Origin of the sequence: Capilliphycus salinus ALCB114379 (assembly GCF_047276495.1) — a bacterium.
Taxonomy (GTDB): domain Bacteria; phylum Cyanobacteriota; class Cyanobacteriia; order Cyanobacteriales; family Microcoleaceae; genus Capilliphycus; species Capilliphycus salinus.
Genome location: NZ_CP178543.1, coordinates 6,260,263 through 6,276,327, shown reverse-complemented (window position 1 = coordinate 6,276,327; position 16,065 = coordinate 6,260,263). Strand labels below are relative to the sequence as shown.

General features: G+C 45.4%; 15 protein-coding genes. 11 read left to right on the top strand and 4 right to left on the bottom strand.

Annotation, left to right across the window (positions count from 1 at the left end; all coding sequences use genetic code 11):
* Positions 1–33 precede the first annotated feature (33 nt).
* Both ACL6C3_RS25275 and ACL6C3_RS25270 read right to left on the bottom strand, forming a co-directional pair.
* Positions 34–1,449, bottom strand: a complete 1,416-nt coding sequence (locus tag ACL6C3_RS25275; RefSeq protein WP_413162265.1) for a hypothetical protein — start codon at positions 1,447–1,449, stop codon at positions 34–36.
* A 320-nt stretch (positions 1,450–1,769) separates the two neighbouring features.
* Positions 1,770–2,189, bottom strand: coding sequence for a DNA-binding protein (locus ACL6C3_RS25270; protein WP_413162263.1), 420 nt, complete (start codon positions 2,187–2,189; stop codon positions 1,770–1,772).
* A 559-nt stretch (positions 2,190–2,748) separates the two neighbouring features.
* On the opposite strand from ACL6C3_RS25270, the gene ACL6C3_RS25265 reads away from it, so the two are divergent.
* The 3 genes from ACL6C3_RS25265 (at position 2,749) to ACL6C3_RS25255 (ending at position 6,080) form a co-directional block, all read left to right on the top strand.
* Positions 2,749–3,339: an HMA2 domain-containing protein gene (locus tag ACL6C3_RS25265; RefSeq protein WP_413162262.1), complete on the top strand. Its 591-nt coding sequence runs from the start codon at positions 2,749–2,751 to the stop codon at positions 3,337–3,339.
* Positions 3,336–5,588: a heavy metal translocating P-type ATPase gene (locus ACL6C3_RS25260; RefSeq protein WP_413162261.1), complete on the top strand. Its 2,253-nt coding sequence runs from the start codon at positions 3,336–3,338 to the stop codon at positions 5,586–5,588. Before ACL6C3_RS25265 ends, ACL6C3_RS25260 begins: the two co-directional genes overlap by 4 nt.
* A gap of 210 nt (positions 5,589–5,798) precedes the next feature.
* Positions 5,799–6,080 (top strand): hypothetical protein, encoded by a 282-nt coding sequence (locus tag ACL6C3_RS25255; protein WP_413162260.1) that lies wholly within the window; start codon positions 5,799–5,801, stop codon positions 6,078–6,080.
* Here the strand turns inward: ACL6C3_RS25255 and ACL6C3_RS25250 are convergent.
* Positions 6,077–6,400, bottom strand: coding sequence for a DUF5132 domain-containing protein (locus ACL6C3_RS25250; protein ID WP_413162259.1), 324 nt, complete (start codon positions 6,398–6,400; stop codon positions 6,077–6,079). The genes ACL6C3_RS25255 and ACL6C3_RS25250 overlap by 4 nt on opposite strands.
* A gap of 405 nt (positions 6,401–6,805) precedes the next feature.
* Positions 6,806–7,180 (bottom strand): hypothetical protein, encoded by a 375-nt coding sequence (locus tag ACL6C3_RS25245; RefSeq protein WP_413162258.1) that lies wholly within the window; start codon positions 7,178–7,180, stop codon positions 6,806–6,808.
* A gap of 647 nt (positions 7,181–7,827) precedes the next feature.
* Here ACL6C3_RS25245 and ACL6C3_RS25240 point away from each other — a divergent pair.
* From ACL6C3_RS25240 to ACL6C3_RS25205, 8 genes are all read left to right on the top strand, one after another.
* On the top strand, positions 7,828–8,874 hold the full coding sequence (locus ACL6C3_RS25240) for an HMA2 domain-containing protein (RefSeq protein ID WP_413162257.1): 1,047 nt from the start codon (positions 7,828–7,830) through the stop codon (positions 8,872–8,874).
* 48 nt (positions 8,875–8,922) lie between these two features.
* Entirely contained in the window at positions 8,923–9,201 is a 279-nt protein-coding gene (locus ACL6C3_RS25235; protein ID WP_413162256.1) for a DUF5132 domain-containing protein, read from the top strand.
* 177 nt (positions 9,202–9,378) lie between these two features.
* Complete coding sequence (locus ACL6C3_RS25230) at positions 9,379–10,599, top strand: M20 metallopeptidase family protein (RefSeq protein ID WP_413162254.1); 1,221 nt, start codon at positions 9,379–9,381, stop codon at positions 10,597–10,599.
* Positions 10,596–10,835, top strand: coding sequence for a membrane protein insertion efficiency factor YidD (gene yidD / locus ACL6C3_RS25225; protein WP_413162252.1), 240 nt, complete (start codon positions 10,596–10,598; stop codon positions 10,833–10,835). The genes ACL6C3_RS25230 and yidD overlap by 4 nt, the downstream gene beginning before the upstream one ends.
* A 384-nt stretch (positions 10,836–11,219) precedes the next feature.
* Positions 11,220–11,615 carry a hypothetical protein gene (locus tag ACL6C3_RS25220; RefSeq protein ID WP_413162251.1) on the top strand — a complete coding sequence of 132 codons (396 nt, stop codon included), beginning with the start codon at positions 11,220–11,222 and terminating at the stop codon, positions 11,613–11,615.
* 233 nt (positions 11,616–11,848) lie between these two features.
* Positions 11,849–12,499, top strand: coding sequence for a hypothetical protein (locus ACL6C3_RS25215; RefSeq protein WP_413162249.1), 651 nt, complete (start codon positions 11,849–11,851; stop codon positions 12,497–12,499).
* 379 nt (positions 12,500–12,878) lie between these two features.
* Positions 12,879–13,937, top strand: a complete 1,059-nt coding sequence (locus ACL6C3_RS25210; RefSeq protein WP_413162248.1) for a M23 family metallopeptidase — start codon at positions 12,879–12,881, stop codon at positions 13,935–13,937.
* Between the two features lie 226 nt (positions 13,938–14,163).
* A complete protein-coding gene (locus ACL6C3_RS25205; RefSeq protein WP_413162246.1) occupies positions 14,164–16,035 on the top strand; it encodes an alpha-amylase family glycosyl hydrolase in 1,872 nt (623 codons plus the stop codon).
* Positions 16,036–16,065 lie beyond the last annotated feature (30 nt).

The following is a 16,065-nucleotide window of genomic DNA, read 5'->3' as shown; positions in this document are numbered from 1 at the left end:
CTAGGCTAAGATTTGCCGTGAGTTCGGTTAATTTCAGGCGGCTTGGTTATCGGGATTGACATCGTTTGAACTCAGATAATCGCGCATTTTTTCCGCGAACAGACTGGTCATTTTGCGGTAACGTCCGGTTTGAAGTTCCCGAAGCGCTTCTAAAAACACAGTTTCATCCAAATAATCGCTCAACTGTTGAATTAAATGATTGAACGCATTGGCATCTTTAGCAACGGAATTAAAACCCTCTTTACTTAACAAAATTTGCAGTAACTCCTCGCCCACCTGTTCTCGAATTTTAGCGAGCATTTCCTTTAGGTTGAAAAATCGGCTGACTTGAGATTGATTGTTCATGTTTAAGACTCGGGCGACCTCGCCTTGAGATTTGGCTTCAAAATAAATCAGTCTCAAACCCGGAAAAAAGTTGTCCGCTATCTCGGCAGATTTTGCCTTTTTTTTCAGTTGGGATAGACGCTGGAAAAGCACCCGCTCAATAGCATTTAAAAGAGCTTGATCCCGAGCTTCATTGAGAACAGTTTTTAAGAATTCCTTTACGGGCGGATCGGGCGGAGATGGCGGGGGTGAAGGGTTCATCTTTCGTTGCTGGAGAAACTGAGCAATTCTTTTGAATTGATCTAACATTTCATCGGAAGAATATGCTATAATTCCTACTTGAAGAAGGCGATCGCGCATTTCCTGAAGTTGGGTTTCCGAAGGTGTTGGACATTTACCCCGAGCGCCCTGTTCTCGTCTGTCGCGGCGATACACCTGATGGAACACCTCGACCCAATGCCGTTCGTGGGGTGAAAGGATTTTCCACTGATGCCCTTGAACTTGATTGAGTTTCGACCAAGGAGTTTCCAGCAAAACCCCGTATTCTATCCACAATGTCCGGGTGAGTTCTTCATGCTGACGGGTGCGTAAACAAGCCCACTGTGCGAGTCCTCCTCTTGTGGGATCGAAGGTTCTCAAAATCTCCACCGATAAAAGAGGATAAGTAGAAGGCTGAAGCGATCCGAGGCGATCGAGAATGAACTGGGTTTTGCGGTCAGAGTCCAGCCCGATCCACGCCCGACCGTCATCGGTTAGCATGATCGGTAACAGGTCAAGCTCGGAAAACCCGTGTTTGTGACCAAACTGTTGAGCCAGCTTTTGACAGCTATATACAATAGCGTGGGAAATATAGCACCGCAAAGAAAGCCCCGCAATTACCCAACTCGGGGGAATCGGCGGCTCAAAGTTGGTAGAATCTTGATGGAGAAACTCCGATAGTAATTGAGTTTGAATCTCTTGATCCTGTTGGCCGGGGAGTTCGTGAGTTTCGCAGTAAGATGGAAACCACTGTTGAAATTGCTTCTTAACAACGGGAAGTTCCCTGGCTTGATATCCCCTGCGGGAACCGGATCGATGAAAACCCCCATCAATCTTACAGATCGTCCAATATTTGTAGATACTCATCGTTCACCCCTGTGTACACCTCAACAGCCTGTAGTCGAGTCAAACTCGCGATCTTAGCGGTAGGATTCACATTCAAAATTGATTGTCCTCAACGTTCCATTTTCATCTAGTCCAGGACAATTTGAACCTATGCAAGTGATAGCGCGAAGCGCAAGGCTTGAGGCAATAGGCTTGAGGCAAGAGGGGGGAAAGTTCAATATAGTAAGGCTTTTGACTATTGTTCGTGCCGTGCATTTGTCAATATACGACTCGCGAACTGCTTTAATATCAAGTCCGGTTGAATACCCTCATAAAAGTGTGGGGAGATCAGGAGATTTTTACTAACGGATGACCGTGACTTCATTGATGGTTTCAATCCAAACCCTGGCACCACAACGGAGAGGTTTATCGGGACGATAGACAACACGACATCCTCCGGGTATTTCGACAATATGCCCGTAAGTATTGGTGTTGCGCGTTTTGACCGTAATCACAGGAAGTTGTTCCTGGTGTTTTTGATTTTGCCGAATTCTGTGAGAATTAACGTGAACAATCGTTTTTGGAAGCTTTCTTGGATTGCACCAACGGGGAGCCGGACCTCTTTTCCCTCGCTCAATAGTGGGTTCGCCGTCAACCAGGGGAATGAGCCACATCTTCCCGGTCTTATAGGCACCTTCGACTCGGCCGGCGATCAGGAGAACTCGCAGTCGAGCGGTAGAGATTTTTAGAATACGGGCTGCTTCTGTAGTACCGACGATCATTGAACTGTCAGGGTCTCGCAATAGTTTTGAAACTGTATATCTACATTATAACTGATCTGCGGATCAATAATCAATGATCTGGCTATTCGGTGTTCGCAGTAGGGCGGTTGAACCGAAACCTGTTCACTGGTCAGGTGATAACTGGTCGTCTGTTATTCGTTGATTATAGAACCGGATTTGATCTAAGATTCGCGATCGCAAAATTTTTAGAATTTGCATAGATTCATCGCGATCGCTCTTTGAGTCGGGAATAACAATTCCAATGGGATGAAAAAACCCAGTATAGTAGAGGTTTCGTCTGTATCCTGATTGGTGAACCTGCTGTATAATGCGCGTTAATCCTTCTCGGATCTCAAAATCATCTTTTGACAACAAAACTTATATGATGTCCGGTGGATTAATGCCTGTTATGAGGGCGGGGATTTTCAGTCAGAAGTCGATTTGGTCAATTGTCGTGAGGTCAGAAGTTACTGAAAACACGCTCTGACTGGTGACTGGTGACTGGTGACTGGTGACTGTTTTGATGGTATAATCAGTGAGCGAGAAGGGTTAACGTAATATGACCACAACATCCTCAAATTCAGTCGGTTCCATTCCCATTCAAAATACAGAAACTCGCATCGCAGATTTTCTACTAGAACACGGGGAAATTGAGGCGATTTTACCCGTCGTTGTGGGGATAATCGTCACTTCCCGCTTTCAACTCAAAGGCGCTCAAGCCCTGTTAGCCAATTTAATCATTGCCAGCCTATTTCGTCAAATTCTTACGCACCTGAAAAAACAGTCTCATTTGGTCACACCTGAAACGGAAAATATAAGCGATTCGGCAGAAAATTATACAGAAAATAATTTCGATCCGGACTATACCATTGTTCACTCAATCCCCGGAAGAATTCGCTTAAGAATTTCCCGTTTAGCTACCGATGCAGATTTTAGCCAACGCCTCGAACAAATCCTTTCAGAAGAAGAACAAATTATTAACATTCGGATTAATCGGGCCGCAGCTTCAATTACAATTAATTATACCACTCAAGGCACGAGTGATTGGGAATTGGGAATGCGGTTAATGAACCTAATTGAGGCCGCCCTCAACCCGGAAACACCCGCCAACTCAGCCGAAACTACAGCATCAGGGGGTAACTCGCGATGACAGCAACGAATCATAAATTAATTTCCCTTTCTGACACCAACGGGGCTACAATCAAATCGGAACCCTTCGTAGTAGAATCTGCGCCCTATTTGGTTCATGCGGTGCCGGGACGGGTGAGATTTCGGGTTTATCGCCTCAATTCCGATGAATATTATGCAGAAATATTAGAGAAAGTTTTGCAGTCGGAACCGGACGTTATTCAAGTTAGAATTAACCGTACAGCCGCTTCTGTTGCGATTCATTATCAACCTCACGCCTCAACCGATATTGAGATTTATTCTCGATTATCAAACCTAATCCAACAAGCCGGAACCACAATTACCGTCGAAGAGATTTCCGATTCTTCTTTAGCCAAAACTTCCGAACCTAACGAGGCCGACAACGAGGGAGAATGGTCTAGTCTCATCGCCCCAACCGGCGCCACCTTACTCGCCCTCCTCAGCAGTTCAACCCGGTTGGCGTGGCTGCGTCCTTTTGCCTGGGGTTCTCTGGCTTTGGTTGCCTTTCCCGTCGCCCAACGTGCATTTTACAGCCTATTTGTCAAGCAAAAACTCAACATTGACTGCTTAGACTTGCTCGCCCTAAGCTTGGGAGGAGCGCAAGGAAAACTCGTTACACCCGCCCTCGTCCTCACCCTGCACGAACTCGGCGACGTCATCCGCGAACAAACCGCCCGTTCCACCGAACACCAAACCGCCGACCTACTCGACACCATCGGACGTTTTGCTTGGGTCGAACGCAACGGCGAAAAACAATCAATCCCGAGCGACCAAGTAGAACCCGGAGAAATCGTTTTCGTCTATCCCGGCGAACAAATACCCGTTGATGGGGTCGTCACCGAAGGAAAAGCCGTCGTCGATCAGCAGCAACTCACGGGCGAATCCATGCCTATTGTTGCAGAAAACGGCACCTTTGTCTACGCTTCGACCCTCGTTCGTTCGGGTTCTCTGCACATCAAAGCCGAACGCATCGGTCAAAAAACCCGGGCTGCGGCGAGTTTGGAACTGTTGCAAAAAGCGCCCGTTCACGATACCCGCATGGCAAACTATGCCGCCCAACTTGCCGATCGCCTAATCGTACCTTCGCTTATTTTAGCAGGAATTGTCTTCGCCGCCACCCGCGACCCCGCCCGAGCCGCATCAATATTAACCCTCGATTTTGTGACGGGAATTCGAGTGTCTATTCCCACCGCTTTTTTAGGCGCTTTAAACCACACCACCCGACACGGTATTTTAGTCAGAAGCGGACGCACCTTAGAACAATTAGCCGAACTCGATACCATCGTTTTTGATAAAACCGGAACCCTAACTCAAGGTAATATTTCTGTTGTTGGGGTGAAAACAATTTCCGGGCGAATGTCAGCAAAAGACGTGATAAAATATGCAGCAGCAAGCGAACAAAGAATTACCCATCCCGTCGCGGAATCAATTGTTCGTTACGCCCAAGAACAAAATATAGAAATACCGCCCCGGGTGGATTGGAATTATGAGGTGGGTTTGGGAATTAGGGCGGAAATCGAAGGTCAAAAAGTCTTGGTGGGAAGCGGAAGATTTATGACCCAAGAGGGAATTAGTTTGGAAGGATTGGATAAACCCGATAGCGAAAATTCCCCCGTAAATTCCGCTTGGATGTCGTTAATATATGTCGCCTGTAACGGTAAATTGCAAGGGGCGATACAGTATGCTGACCCGTTGCGTCCCGAAAGTTTAGAGTTAATTGAAGAATTACAAAACCGCTACGGAATGGAGATTCATTTGTTAACCGGAGATAGCCGTCAACGGGCGGATTTGGTAGCAGAAGAATTGAACATTCCACCCAAGCGAGTTCACGCGGAAGCTTTCCCCGAACAAAAGGCGAAAATTGTTCGAGATTTGCACCGTTCCGGGCGAACTGTGGCGTTTGTTGGTGATGGGTTAAATGATTCGGTGGCGTTGGCTTATGCGGATGTTTCGGTCTCTTTTGAAGACGGTTCCGATGTGGCGAGGGAAACGGCCGATATTGTGTTGATGAATAATGATATTAGCAGTTTACTACAGGCGATCGCCATTGCCAAGGAAACCCGCAATTTAATTGACCAAAACACCCTGCTTGTTGTCGCCCCGAATTTAATTGCTTTGGGGTTGGCTTCTGCTATCGGTTTAAATCCGTTAATTGCGACGGTTATTCACAACGGTTCGGCTATTGCTGCGGGTTTAAATAGTTTGCGTCCGTTAGTTCTACATCAGTTAGAAGGAGGAAAAAATCAGTAGGGTGCATCAAATGTTATCGTTTTTTGTCTCTCACCAAATAGACGGTTTGATGCACCCGAAAATATTCGGTTTGAACCCCCAAAAAACCCGTAGACTATATCAAATTTATCGTTTTTTGTCTCTCACCAAATAGACGGTTTGAACCCCAAAAAAACCCGACATCGGGTTGAATTTCGGTTAAATTTTTGATAATATATTATTGGAGGAATTATGTCTCTAATTCATTGGGATCGGTCTGTTTTGTCACTGCACTTGCGAGAAATTCTCGAAGACGAAAACCCCAACCATCAACTCGCCTTAGCCGGACTTGGGGTAATTGTGTTGGGAACCATTGTGGTTCCGGCAGCAACCAAATTAGGACGACCCTTGCTAAAAGCTGCCATTAAACAAGGGTTATCCCTTTATAACGACAGCAAACCCATTCGGACAGATATCGAACCCAATGGGTTTAATCCTAACAACAATTCGACATCTGCCGAGAAAATCCCTTAGTTTTTCGGGCTGCTGTGGTTGGAGAGTAAAGCCGCTTTTTGTTGGGCTTTTTGTTGGGTTTCTGCGGCGACTTCGGCTTTAGCTTCGGCGACAATATCTCCGAACACTTCGCCGGTTTCCGCCATCGCCGCTTTTGTTTTTTCGTACATCGAAACCCCGCCTTTTATCGCCGCCTTTGCAACGGGTTTGAGTAACGGAATAACCGCAGGAGTCAAGACTAAAACTCCGACTCCAATTGCAATTGTTCTGGTAGGGTTATTTTGATAAGCGGTTCTGATGCGCTCAACAAGTGCCAGTCTAGCCTGATTTTGAGTTAACATTTATTATCCTCCGCCAAGTACCTGCGTCAAATCTGGAGAACTTCTCGCTCGTACAATTTTGTTTTTATCGAATTGCTAGCAAATTGCGATCGCCAGCGAATATTTTCCCCAGACTCTCATTTAAGCACAAGCGGCGATCAAAACTCAAGGGTGTTGCAAATCTCAGGATTATCTTAAGATTTTTCCGCTTGATGACCTCTCCCTAACCCTCTCCTACGAGGAGAGGGAAAAAGGGAGGATTTTTAAGATTATTAAGTATCTACAACTCTTAAGAACTCCCCATTCCCTACCCCTCCCTAGCCCTCCCCTACGAGGAGAGGGAAAAGGAAGAAAGTTTTTTATTTGGAAGGGGGTTGGGGGGTTAGGTTCTACAATTTCTGACAGAAAATGAAACAGCCCTGCGGATTAAATAATCGGCGTTTCAACGACTTCGTGATGGTGTCCGCCACAGTGACCTTGACCCCTGTGACGCTTGCCGTTTCCGCATCCCGACTCAAGGCTTGACGTCAATAAAACCTGCTGAAGTTCTGCGAGAAATTGACGGACTTTTTGCCATTCTACCGCATCGGGCGAAGCGGCATCACATTGTTGTTGCCAGCGATTAATCAACTCTTGCAGGTCGTTTTCTGCGAAGCCCACGCTCTCCCCATTATCCAACTGTCGGGTAATTTCGAGCAACTGTTCTTTCAGCGCCATCGGTACGCGAATGGTTTGGGTTGCGCCGTGTCTCCAAGCCCCCGGACGTCCGGCACCGTGACGACATCCTCCTCTTCCGTGCATATTCATTCAACTCCTAACGTTGCGATGTCTCCATCTTAGACGGTTTTTAATTTTGTGACAATATCTAAAACGCTTTTATAGAGAAAAATATAGATTTTGTGACGAAACTATAGACTTGGGGTTATATCCCGCTCGTTGTTGCGCCGTTGTTGCGATGCGGCGCTGCGAAGGCTAAAGCCGAACTACAAACTTCTAGGTATCTTTGGGGCTAAAGCCCAACTACAAACTTTTAAGTATCTTTAGGGCTAAAGCCCCACAACGCGACAACAATTGCAGGTTATTGTCAATAAAATCTGATTGTCTGGAAACGTTAACAAAAATATCCTTAAGCCGTAACCAAATTATTGCCTAAATCTTGGTAAAAAAAGCCCGATTTAAACAATTGAATATTGTTGTCAATTAACTTTTTAGAATCATTTAAAATTTTCCCAAATGAACCGATAAAAAAGACCTGAAAGCGGCTCCCCTCAAGTTTTAGAGAAAGTTTTCTATAATAAAATTTGTAAAAAAAAAAGAGTTCTACTTGTCATTAGAACCCAAAAGGATTAATCTAGAATAATAAAGTAACTTAACCTTCGCTTAACCGAGCGTAGCGCCGAGGGGTTGAGTTCAGCATCTACTCTAGATTCCCCCAAAGGAGGTGGAATATGACCAACACGACCCCGCAACCTGTTAATACAGCAATAGAAGTGGTTCATGCAACACCGGGACGTGTGAGAATAAAAGCAAGAAATCACAAAGAAACCGTCGCCCAACACCTGCGACAAATTGAGGGAGTCTACAGCGTTATCTTACATTCGGATACCGATAGTTTAGTCTTGAAATTTGACACGCGAAAACTCTCACTCTCTCAACTTTTAGCCCAGTTAACCGTTTCTCACCGTGCGTTAGAAAATCAATTAGAACATCAGAGAGTTTCTGGCGAACAAACGGTTACATCTATCCAAAATTCGCAACCCTCAACAGAAGTCATCGAAACCCTAATTCGGATGAGTGCGGCGATGCTACTGAACCGACATTTAGGAATAAGCGGTTGGGTGTCGCTTCCGGTTTCCTACGCCACCAGTCAAGCCACAGCCAAAGTCATCAACGGCGTCAAACCCCAACTGAAAAATGCTGCACTATTAACCGCAAATTTAACCGCTATAAATTCCAACAATATCCCCGAAAAAAAATTAGAAATCAGCGTCATACATTCCACACCCGGACGAATTCGGCTGAGAGTTCCGCAAGTGAAAGAAGATTCCCGCTATGCCAAACGCTTAGAAAGATTCGCCGAACAAATTTCGGGAATTCAAACCATTAACATCAATCCCACAACCGCTTCGGTGACGATTATTCATCAGTTTAATAGTATTGTCAAACTGGAGAGTGAGTTAAACCGTTTATTTGAGAAAGTCGCAGAAAGCCAACCCAATCTTTCTGAAATATTAACCGCTCCGGTAACAACTTCCGAAATACAACTCGCCCCATCCGTTGAAGAAGCAAAAGCCGAAACAAGAGTCGAAAATGTTGTTGAAAAATCCGTTAAGCCGACGGTAGACAAACCCATACAAACCGTTTCGGAAACCGTTGTTAATACAACCCCGAAACTTCCCGAGAAAAAGGGAGTATTTTCAGACTTTAAGTCTTCAATGTTATCAATGTTTTTGAACTTTATGGCAGGTCGTCCCGCACCTCAAACGGTCGGCTAGTTCAACGCAAAACCTTTTCACCCTTTGAATAAAGCGAGGAAACTTATCATGGCACACCTTCATCTATTGAGAACCTTCAAACAAACATCAGTGACAACCGCAGCGGTCGGAGTCGGTGCATTAGTCTTAGTTCCCTTACTCGTTCCCGTTGCAAAAAGTGTCGCCAAAGCCAGTATAAAAAGCGGCGTTAAACTTTATCATAACGGACAAAAAGCGCTCGCCGAAGTCGGAGAACTTTGGGAAGATACCGTCGCCGAAGCCGAAGCCGAATTAGCCGCAGAAAATCCCGGAAAACAAACCGTCGATATTCAAGCTTCTGCGAACTAATTTACTCATTAGTGATTGTTATCAGTTCCCCCTTTCATTTCCGCAGAGGGAGTTGGGGGGGAAAAGGTTCAACAACTTGACACCAATAAAACCGCCTTGGCTTTTATTCGAGGCGCGAGAACCGTTATAATAAGAGTTCATGCGATTAGCTGCAAAACTCCTAACACCTAAAACTCTATGGTTTCAACTGTTCCCGCCCTCAACACCGATAACCTCTCTCAACTGCGATTAGAAATTCGCAATTTGCAACCGCAATTGGTCGAATGGCGTCGCCGACTTCATCAACGTCCGGAATTGGGGTTCAAAGAACAGTTAACCGCAGAATTTATTACCGAGAAATTAAAAGCTTGGGGAATTGAACATCAAACCGAAATTGCCAAAACCGGAATAGTCGCCACCATCGAAGGTCATCAGCCCGGACCCGTTTTAGGAATTCGGGCGGATATGGACGCCTTACCGATACAAGAAGAAAATCAAGTTCCTTACAAGTCCCAACATGACGGGATAATGCACGCCTGCGGACACGACGGACACACCGCCATTGCGTTAGGAACTGCTTATTATTTAGCCAACCACCGCCAAGATTTTCAAGGAACAGTTAAATTTATCTTTCAACCCGCAGAAGAAGGTCCGGGCGGCGCCAAACCGATGATAGAAGCGGGAGTGTTAAAAAATCCCGATGTTGATGCGATAATTGGGCTGCATTTATGGAATAATTTACCCTTAGGAACAGTTGGGGTGAGAAGCGGTGCGTTGATGGCGGCGGTCGAGTTGTTTGAATGCACGATACAAGGCAAGGGCGGACACGGGGCGATGCCGCATCAAACGGTGGATTCTATTGTTGTTGGCGCCCAAATTGTGAACGCTTTACAAACCATTGTTGGTCGCAATGTTGACCCGTTAGAAGCCGCAGTGGTAACGGTGGGTTCTTTTCACGCCGGACACGCCAATAACGTGATTGCAGACTCGGCAAAAATGACCGGAACCGTGCGATATTTTAACCCAAAATATGCGGGATTTTTTGGGAAACGCATGGAAGAAATTATCGCCGGAATTTGTCAGGGTCAGGGTGCGAGTTACGATTTGAATTATTATTCGTTTTATCCGCCCGTGATTAACGATAGTCGCATTGCAGAGTTAGTCAGAAGTGTAGCGGAAACGGTAATAGAAACCCCCGTCGGAATTGTCCCGGAATGCCAAACAATGGGCGGCGAAGATATGTCTTATTTCCTGCAAGAAGTTCCCGGTTGTTATTTCTTTTTGGGTTCGGCCAATGCGGAAAAAGATTTGGCTTATCCCCACCATCATCCCCGGTTTGATTTCGATGAAACGGCGTTGGGAATGGGAGTAGAAATGTTCGTGCGTTGCGTTGAAAAATATTGTTCAAAACAGCAATGATCAATAAAATTGTGGTAACATTAATTAAGGGATATAAAATGTTTATTTCTCCCTTATTACCCCCCAGTTGTCGATATCAACCCACCTGTTCAACCTACGCAATACAAGCGGTTGAACGGTTTGGCGTGATTCAAGGGGGATGGTTGGCAATTAAAAGAATTCTCCGCTGTCATCCCTTTCATCCGGGCGGATATGACCCCGTTCCTCACAAACATTCCCCAAAATGTAAGAAGTAGCTGTTAGATTTTGGGAGAATTAAAAACCCTCCTCCTGTATTATGTTGGTTTTGGGCGTAGGGGCGCAAGTTTCAAATATCGCAACACCTTGATTTGAAATTATGATTTCTTCTCCAAGTTCTACGCGAGACAATAACTCAGAAAGGCTGATTTTGAAGTCGTGGGGTAGGTTTTCAATCTGAAGTGTAGTCATCGCCATTTCACAAATCACTTGATTGATTATATCAATATTTACTGACTTGTAAGTTTCAAAGGATAGAGTCTGACTGAAAATAGACCAAATTGGGTTTAGTTATAAGTGTTACCGTAACAACCCAATTCACTATCAAGTATCAATCTGATGTTATGATTAAAAGTAATTTAATCCGTATGGATTGATAAATTATGACTTATTTTCCCGATTTAACTCCCCATAGCTATACAATGCGTTTTGAAGAAAAAGGGGTGCTAAACGTTGGCTGGTTAGGCGAGGGACAACCCTTTAAAACGGGTTCGACTTCCGTTGACTTTCGTAACGCTCTCAAAACATTATGCGAGAACCCAATTCATTTACATCGGGGATGTCACCAATGTGAATATTGTCCTCCTCAATCAAGTAATAACTGGACGAAAATTGGAAATGGTCAAATCCGCATTCGTGGAGAGGATGGCTTATGGTATGTTGCACCGACGATGATTTATCATTATGTTTACGAACACAACTATCATCCCCCCGATGAATTTATAAACGCAGTGTTGAATCCCAAAGAGATTGCAGATGATCTTTCGGGTTGGCGTTAAAACTGTATACTGTTCACTGAAAAAACTGGTGACTGTAAACGGGCGGGTTTATGTAAGTTATTTTTGGGAAAACATAGATTTAGGCAGAACCCGCCCCTACAGGAGTTTCCCACAGAAAAATCAGGTGTTAACAATCAAAAACTAATGCTAACACCTGTGAAGAGTGAACCAATTTGAACAACTCTACGTCTGGAGAATCAAACAAATCGATTCGCATGAAGGACGCTCCCATCATGTTCACCTCCAAAATAAACCGTTCCGGAACATCTTTATTAATCCTACTCGGATTAACCTTTAGTGTGGCAACACCCGTAATTTTTAACCCCAACCCCGCCGTCGCCCAACGTTTCCCCGGTTCCCTCCGACGCGATGGAATCACCGCCGGCACGATCATTCCCATCGAATACGAAACCGCCGAAAAAATCGTTCTCACCCCCGAAGAAACCGTCCCTGTAACCTTCAAAGTCTCCAAAGAGGTTCGGACCACCTACGGACAAGTTTGGCTTCCTCAGGGGTCAGAAATTAACGGAGAATTGCGCCCTGCTTCTGGCGGTTCCCAATTTATCGCCGATGAAGTTATCCTGACCAGTGGTCAACGCTATCGCCTCAACGCCAATTCTCAAGTCGTAACGCGCACCGAAACCATCCGTAAAGGTGCTTCTGCGGGTGATATCCTTAAAGGTGCCGCCATCGGCGCCGCTGCTGCAACAGCTATTGCAGGAATTGTCGGAGATAAAGCGATCGCCACCGAAGAAGTTCTCGGCGGTGCCGGACTGGGTGCGATCGCCGGAGTATTCTTAGGACGGGAGAAAGTCGAAGTTCTGGTGATTCGTCCCGAAGAAGACCTCGATTTAAGATTACAATCGGATATCGTCTTTCGTTAATCTCAAATAAGCGGAGTTTTCAGTTGTAAAAGGTTACAGTTCATTACTCCCCTCTCCGATCCCCCCTGCCCCCCCGAAGATCGGGGGGGTTAGGAGAGGCCCCAAGTTCCCTCTCCAACTAATAAATAGTCCCGTCAGGGACACGATTTTCCCCCTCTCCTTGTAGGAGAGGGCTGGGGAGAGGTGGAGAGGGTAGGCAGAGGTGGAGAGGGTAGGCAGAGGTGGAGAGGGTAGGCAGAGGTGGAGAGGGGTTGGGGGAGAGGTAGGAGAGGGTAGGCAGAGGTGGAGAGGGGTTGGGGGAGAGGTCAAAACCGGTGAATTTCAGAATAAAATTAAGGGTGCAAAATCGGCATTCCTAGAAACATTTAAGAAAATTCCTATGATTTTACGTTTAAAAAAATATCTGGCTTTATTTTGTCTAATTTTCGGCTTAACGGTTATTTTTAACGCCCTTAACCCCAAACTGGGTTTAACCGTCGAAACCTGGCTCGCCCAAACCATACCGAGTCCTCTTTTTTCTCCACCGATTCAATGTACAATCGGTGAAGATTGCTTTATCCTACTTTACCCCGATCGCGATCCGTCTCCCAATGCCGTTGATTTTGGGTGCGGACGACAAACCTACGACGGTCATAAAGGGACAGATTTTGCGATCTCCGACGAAGGAATGATGGCTTACGGTGTCCCCGTCTTAGCCTCCGCCCCCGGAAAAGTCCTCAGAGTGCGAGATGGAGTTGAAGATCGTCGGGTTGAAGATCAATTTGATAGAAATGCAGTCGAAGGAACAGAATGCGGGAATGGCGTTGTCATCGATCACAGTATTGTTTCTGAAGGTGTGGGTTGGGAAACCCAATATTGTCATCTTCGCCAGGGGAGTATAGAAGTCCAACCCGGAGATATCGTTGATACCGGAACCGTTTTGGGACTGGTGGGAACCTCCGGTTTAGCCTCATTTCCCCACGTTCATCTGAGTATACGTTATCAAGGTGAAGTCGTCGATCCGTTTGTCGGACCGAATGCCTCATCCGGTTGTAATGTTAGCCAAAATTCCCTTTGGGATCGACCCCTTCCCTACACCCCAACCGGGTTAATTCGCGCCGGCTTTTCCAGCGAACCCCCCAATTTAGATCAACTCTGGGAAGGAGAATTTACCGAAACCTACTTTTCTGCTGACGACCCGGCACTGTTGTTTTGGGTGCAGGCTTACGGTACTTTAGCCGGCGATCGCGTCGAATATCAACTTTCCGATCCGCGAGGTCGGGTGGTGGTTGAACATCAAGAACAGCTTAACTCACCCAGTCGGACTTGGCTTGGTTATATTGGCAAGAGAAATAGTCGTCAACGACCTCTAACCCCCGGAATTTGGCGGGGAGAATACCGTTTGATTCGCAATGGACAAATTGTCATTGATGTGATCAGAGATGCTGAAATCCAGTAAGAATTTTGAGCAAAATCTATCTTAAGATGAGTTAACAACTGAACTCGCTTCTCTTACGATAAATGCTTAATCAGGAAGTGAGCGAACCGACTTGAGCAGGGACAAATTCCTGCTTTTGTAGTTGTCCCTTTCCCACAACCCTTGACACTGGGAAACTAGACTTTGCAGTTCGTATCACTTTTTTTTATAGTACAGCTAGATTGCACAATTTACTCTAGCTGACTCGATGAACATTAACCGTTTTTTTCAAGGCTTAAAAGCAATGTTACTGGATTCTCCTAAACCGGTTCAGACTCATTCGGGAATGGGATCTATTCCTCATTCCCAAGGAACAGCATTTCGGGTGTGGGCGCCCAACGCCTCCAAGGTTTATGTAACGGGTAGTTTTAACAATTGGTCAGAGACAGCCAATCCCTTAGACCCTGAAGAAAATGGTTTTTGGTATGGGGATTTTCAAGAAGCCCAAGTCGGCGATGAATATCGGTACATTATCGTTAATAAAGACACAGGCGAAACCTATAAACGCAAAGACCCCTACTCCAAAGAAGTCACTCATTCTAATGGCAATTCAGTAATTGTTTATTCTGAATTTTATTGGGAAGATGATGATTTTTCTCCTCCGAATTGGAATGAAATTGTCATCTATGAAATGCACGTTGGTACTTTTGTCGATAAACCCGGCGGAAAACCTGGAACTTTTAAGAGTGCAATTCGAGGATTACCCTATTTAAAAGAACTGGGTGTTAATGCCATTGAAATTATGCCGAGTGCTGAATTTGCAGCAGATTTTTCTTGGGGTTATAATCCGGCTGATGTATTTGCCGTTGAGACGGCTTATGGCGGTTCCCAGGCCTTTAAAGAATTTGTCAATGCCGCTCATAAAGAGGGCATAATGGTCATTTTAGATGTGGTCTATAATCACTTCGGCCCCAGCGATTTAGATTTATGGCAATTTGACGGTTGGAGTGAAAATGAGGGTGGCGGAATTTACTTCTATAACGATTGGCGAGCAGAAACGGCTTGGGGGAATACTCGCCCGGATTATGGTCGTCCTGAAGTCCGTCAATTCTTGCGTGATAATGCCTTAATGTGGCTTAGAGAATATCATCTCGATGGACTACGTTGGGATTCTACTTTGAATATTCGCTCCCTAGAACAAGGAGGAGCAGAAATTCCGGAGGGTTGGACTATAATGCAATGGATTAATGAAGAAATTGATAGTCATTTTTCTCATAAAATTACCATTGCAGAAGACCTCCGCGATAATCACTGGATTACCAAAGATACGGGTGCAGGCGGAGCCGGATTTGATGCTCAATGGGATCATTTATTTGTTCATCCAATTCGAGATGCAATTATTCCGCCTGATGATGCTTTTCGCGATCTTTATGCAGTCCGGGATGCCATTTCTCGGTATTACAATACAGATGTCTTTGAACGGGTTATTTATACTGAGTCTCACGATGAAGTCGCGAACGGACAAGCCCGAGTTCCTGAAGAAATTTGGCAGGGAAATGCGGATAGTTGGTTTTCTCGCAAACGCTCAACCTTAGGGGGAGTTTTTGTGTTTACTTCTCCAGGAATTCCGCTCATGTTTCAGGGGCAAGAACTATTAGAAGATAAATGGTTTGAAGATACCGATCCGTTGGATTTAAAACGGAAAGAAACTTTCAATGGAATTTTCACCTTATACCAGCATTTAATTCGCTTACGACGCAATTTAGACGGCAATACTCGTGGCTTACAAGGTCAAAATGTGAATGTTTATCATATTAATAATAATGATAAACTTCTCGCTTTCCATCGTTGGGAGTTTGGCGGCCCGAAAGATGATGTTGTGATTGTCGTCAATCTGGCTGACCGCAGTTATGACAGTTATAATATTGGATTCCCAAAAGGCGGCGCTTGGCGGGTGCGGTTTAATAGCGATTCCCAGTATTATAGCGAAGATTTTGGCAATTTTGGCGGGTGCGATATGATTGCCAACGAAGGCGAAAAAGATGGGTTAGAGTACAACGGAAATATTGCGATCGGCCCTTACAGTGCGCTGATTTTATCTCAAGATCCCGAAGATGTTGAAGATGTAAAAGCAGAGTAACTGTAAACCCAAAAACCCGGTTTCTCAAAG

What these genes read in the sequence shown, in the direction of transcription:
- yidD (WP_413162252.1), top strand. Translation starts at nt 10,596, where the DNA reads ATGATCAATAAAATTGTGGTAACATTAATTAAGGGATATAAAATGTTT.
- ACL6C3_RS25215 (WP_413162249.1), top strand. Translation starts at nt 11,849, where the DNA reads ATGTTCACCTCCAAAATAAACCGTTCCGGAACATCTTTATTAATCCTA.
- ACL6C3_RS25255 (WP_413162260.1), top strand. Translation starts at nt 5,799, where the DNA reads ATGTCTCTAATTCATTGGGATCGGTCTGTTTTGTCACTGCACTTGCGA.
- ACL6C3_RS25270 (WP_413162263.1), bottom strand. Translation starts at nt 2,189, where the DNA reads ATGATCGTCGGTACTACAGAAGCAGCCCGTATTCTAAAAATCTCTACC.
- ACL6C3_RS25245 (WP_413162258.1), bottom strand. Translation starts at nt 7,180, where the DNA reads ATGCACGGAAGAGGAGGATGTCGTCACGGTGCCGGACGTCCGGGGGCT.
- ACL6C3_RS25275 (WP_413162265.1), bottom strand. Translation starts at nt 1,449, where the DNA reads ATGAGTATCTACAAATATTGGACGATCTGTAAGATTGATGGGGGTTTT.
- ACL6C3_RS25260 (WP_413162261.1), top strand. Translation starts at nt 3,336, where the DNA reads ATGACAGCAACGAATCATAAATTAATTTCCCTTTCTGACACCAACGGG.
- ACL6C3_RS25250 (WP_413162259.1), bottom strand. Translation starts at nt 6,400, where the DNA reads ATGTTAACTCAAAATCAGGCTAGACTGGCACTTGTTGAGCGCATCAGA.
- ACL6C3_RS25235 (WP_413162256.1), top strand. Translation starts at nt 8,923, where the DNA reads ATGGCACACCTTCATCTATTGAGAACCTTCAAACAAACATCAGTGACA.
- ACL6C3_RS25205 (WP_413162246.1), top strand. Translation starts at nt 14,164, where the DNA reads ATGAACATTAACCGTTTTTTTCAAGGCTTAAAAGCAATGTTACTGGAT.
- ACL6C3_RS25265 (WP_413162262.1), top strand. Translation starts at nt 2,749, where the DNA reads ATGACCACAACATCCTCAAATTCAGTCGGTTCCATTCCCATTCAAAAT.
- ACL6C3_RS25240 (WP_413162257.1), top strand. Translation starts at nt 7,828, where the DNA reads ATGACCAACACGACCCCGCAACCTGTTAATACAGCAATAGAAGTGGTT.
- ACL6C3_RS25210 (WP_413162248.1), top strand. Translation starts at nt 12,879, where the DNA reads ATGATTTTACGTTTAAAAAAATATCTGGCTTTATTTTGTCTAATTTTC.
- ACL6C3_RS25220 (WP_413162251.1), top strand. Translation starts at nt 11,220, where the DNA reads ATGACTTATTTTCCCGATTTAACTCCCCATAGCTATACAATGCGTTTT.
- ACL6C3_RS25230 (WP_413162254.1), top strand. Translation starts at nt 9,379, where the DNA reads ATGGTTTCAACTGTTCCCGCCCTCAACACCGATAACCTCTCTCAACTG.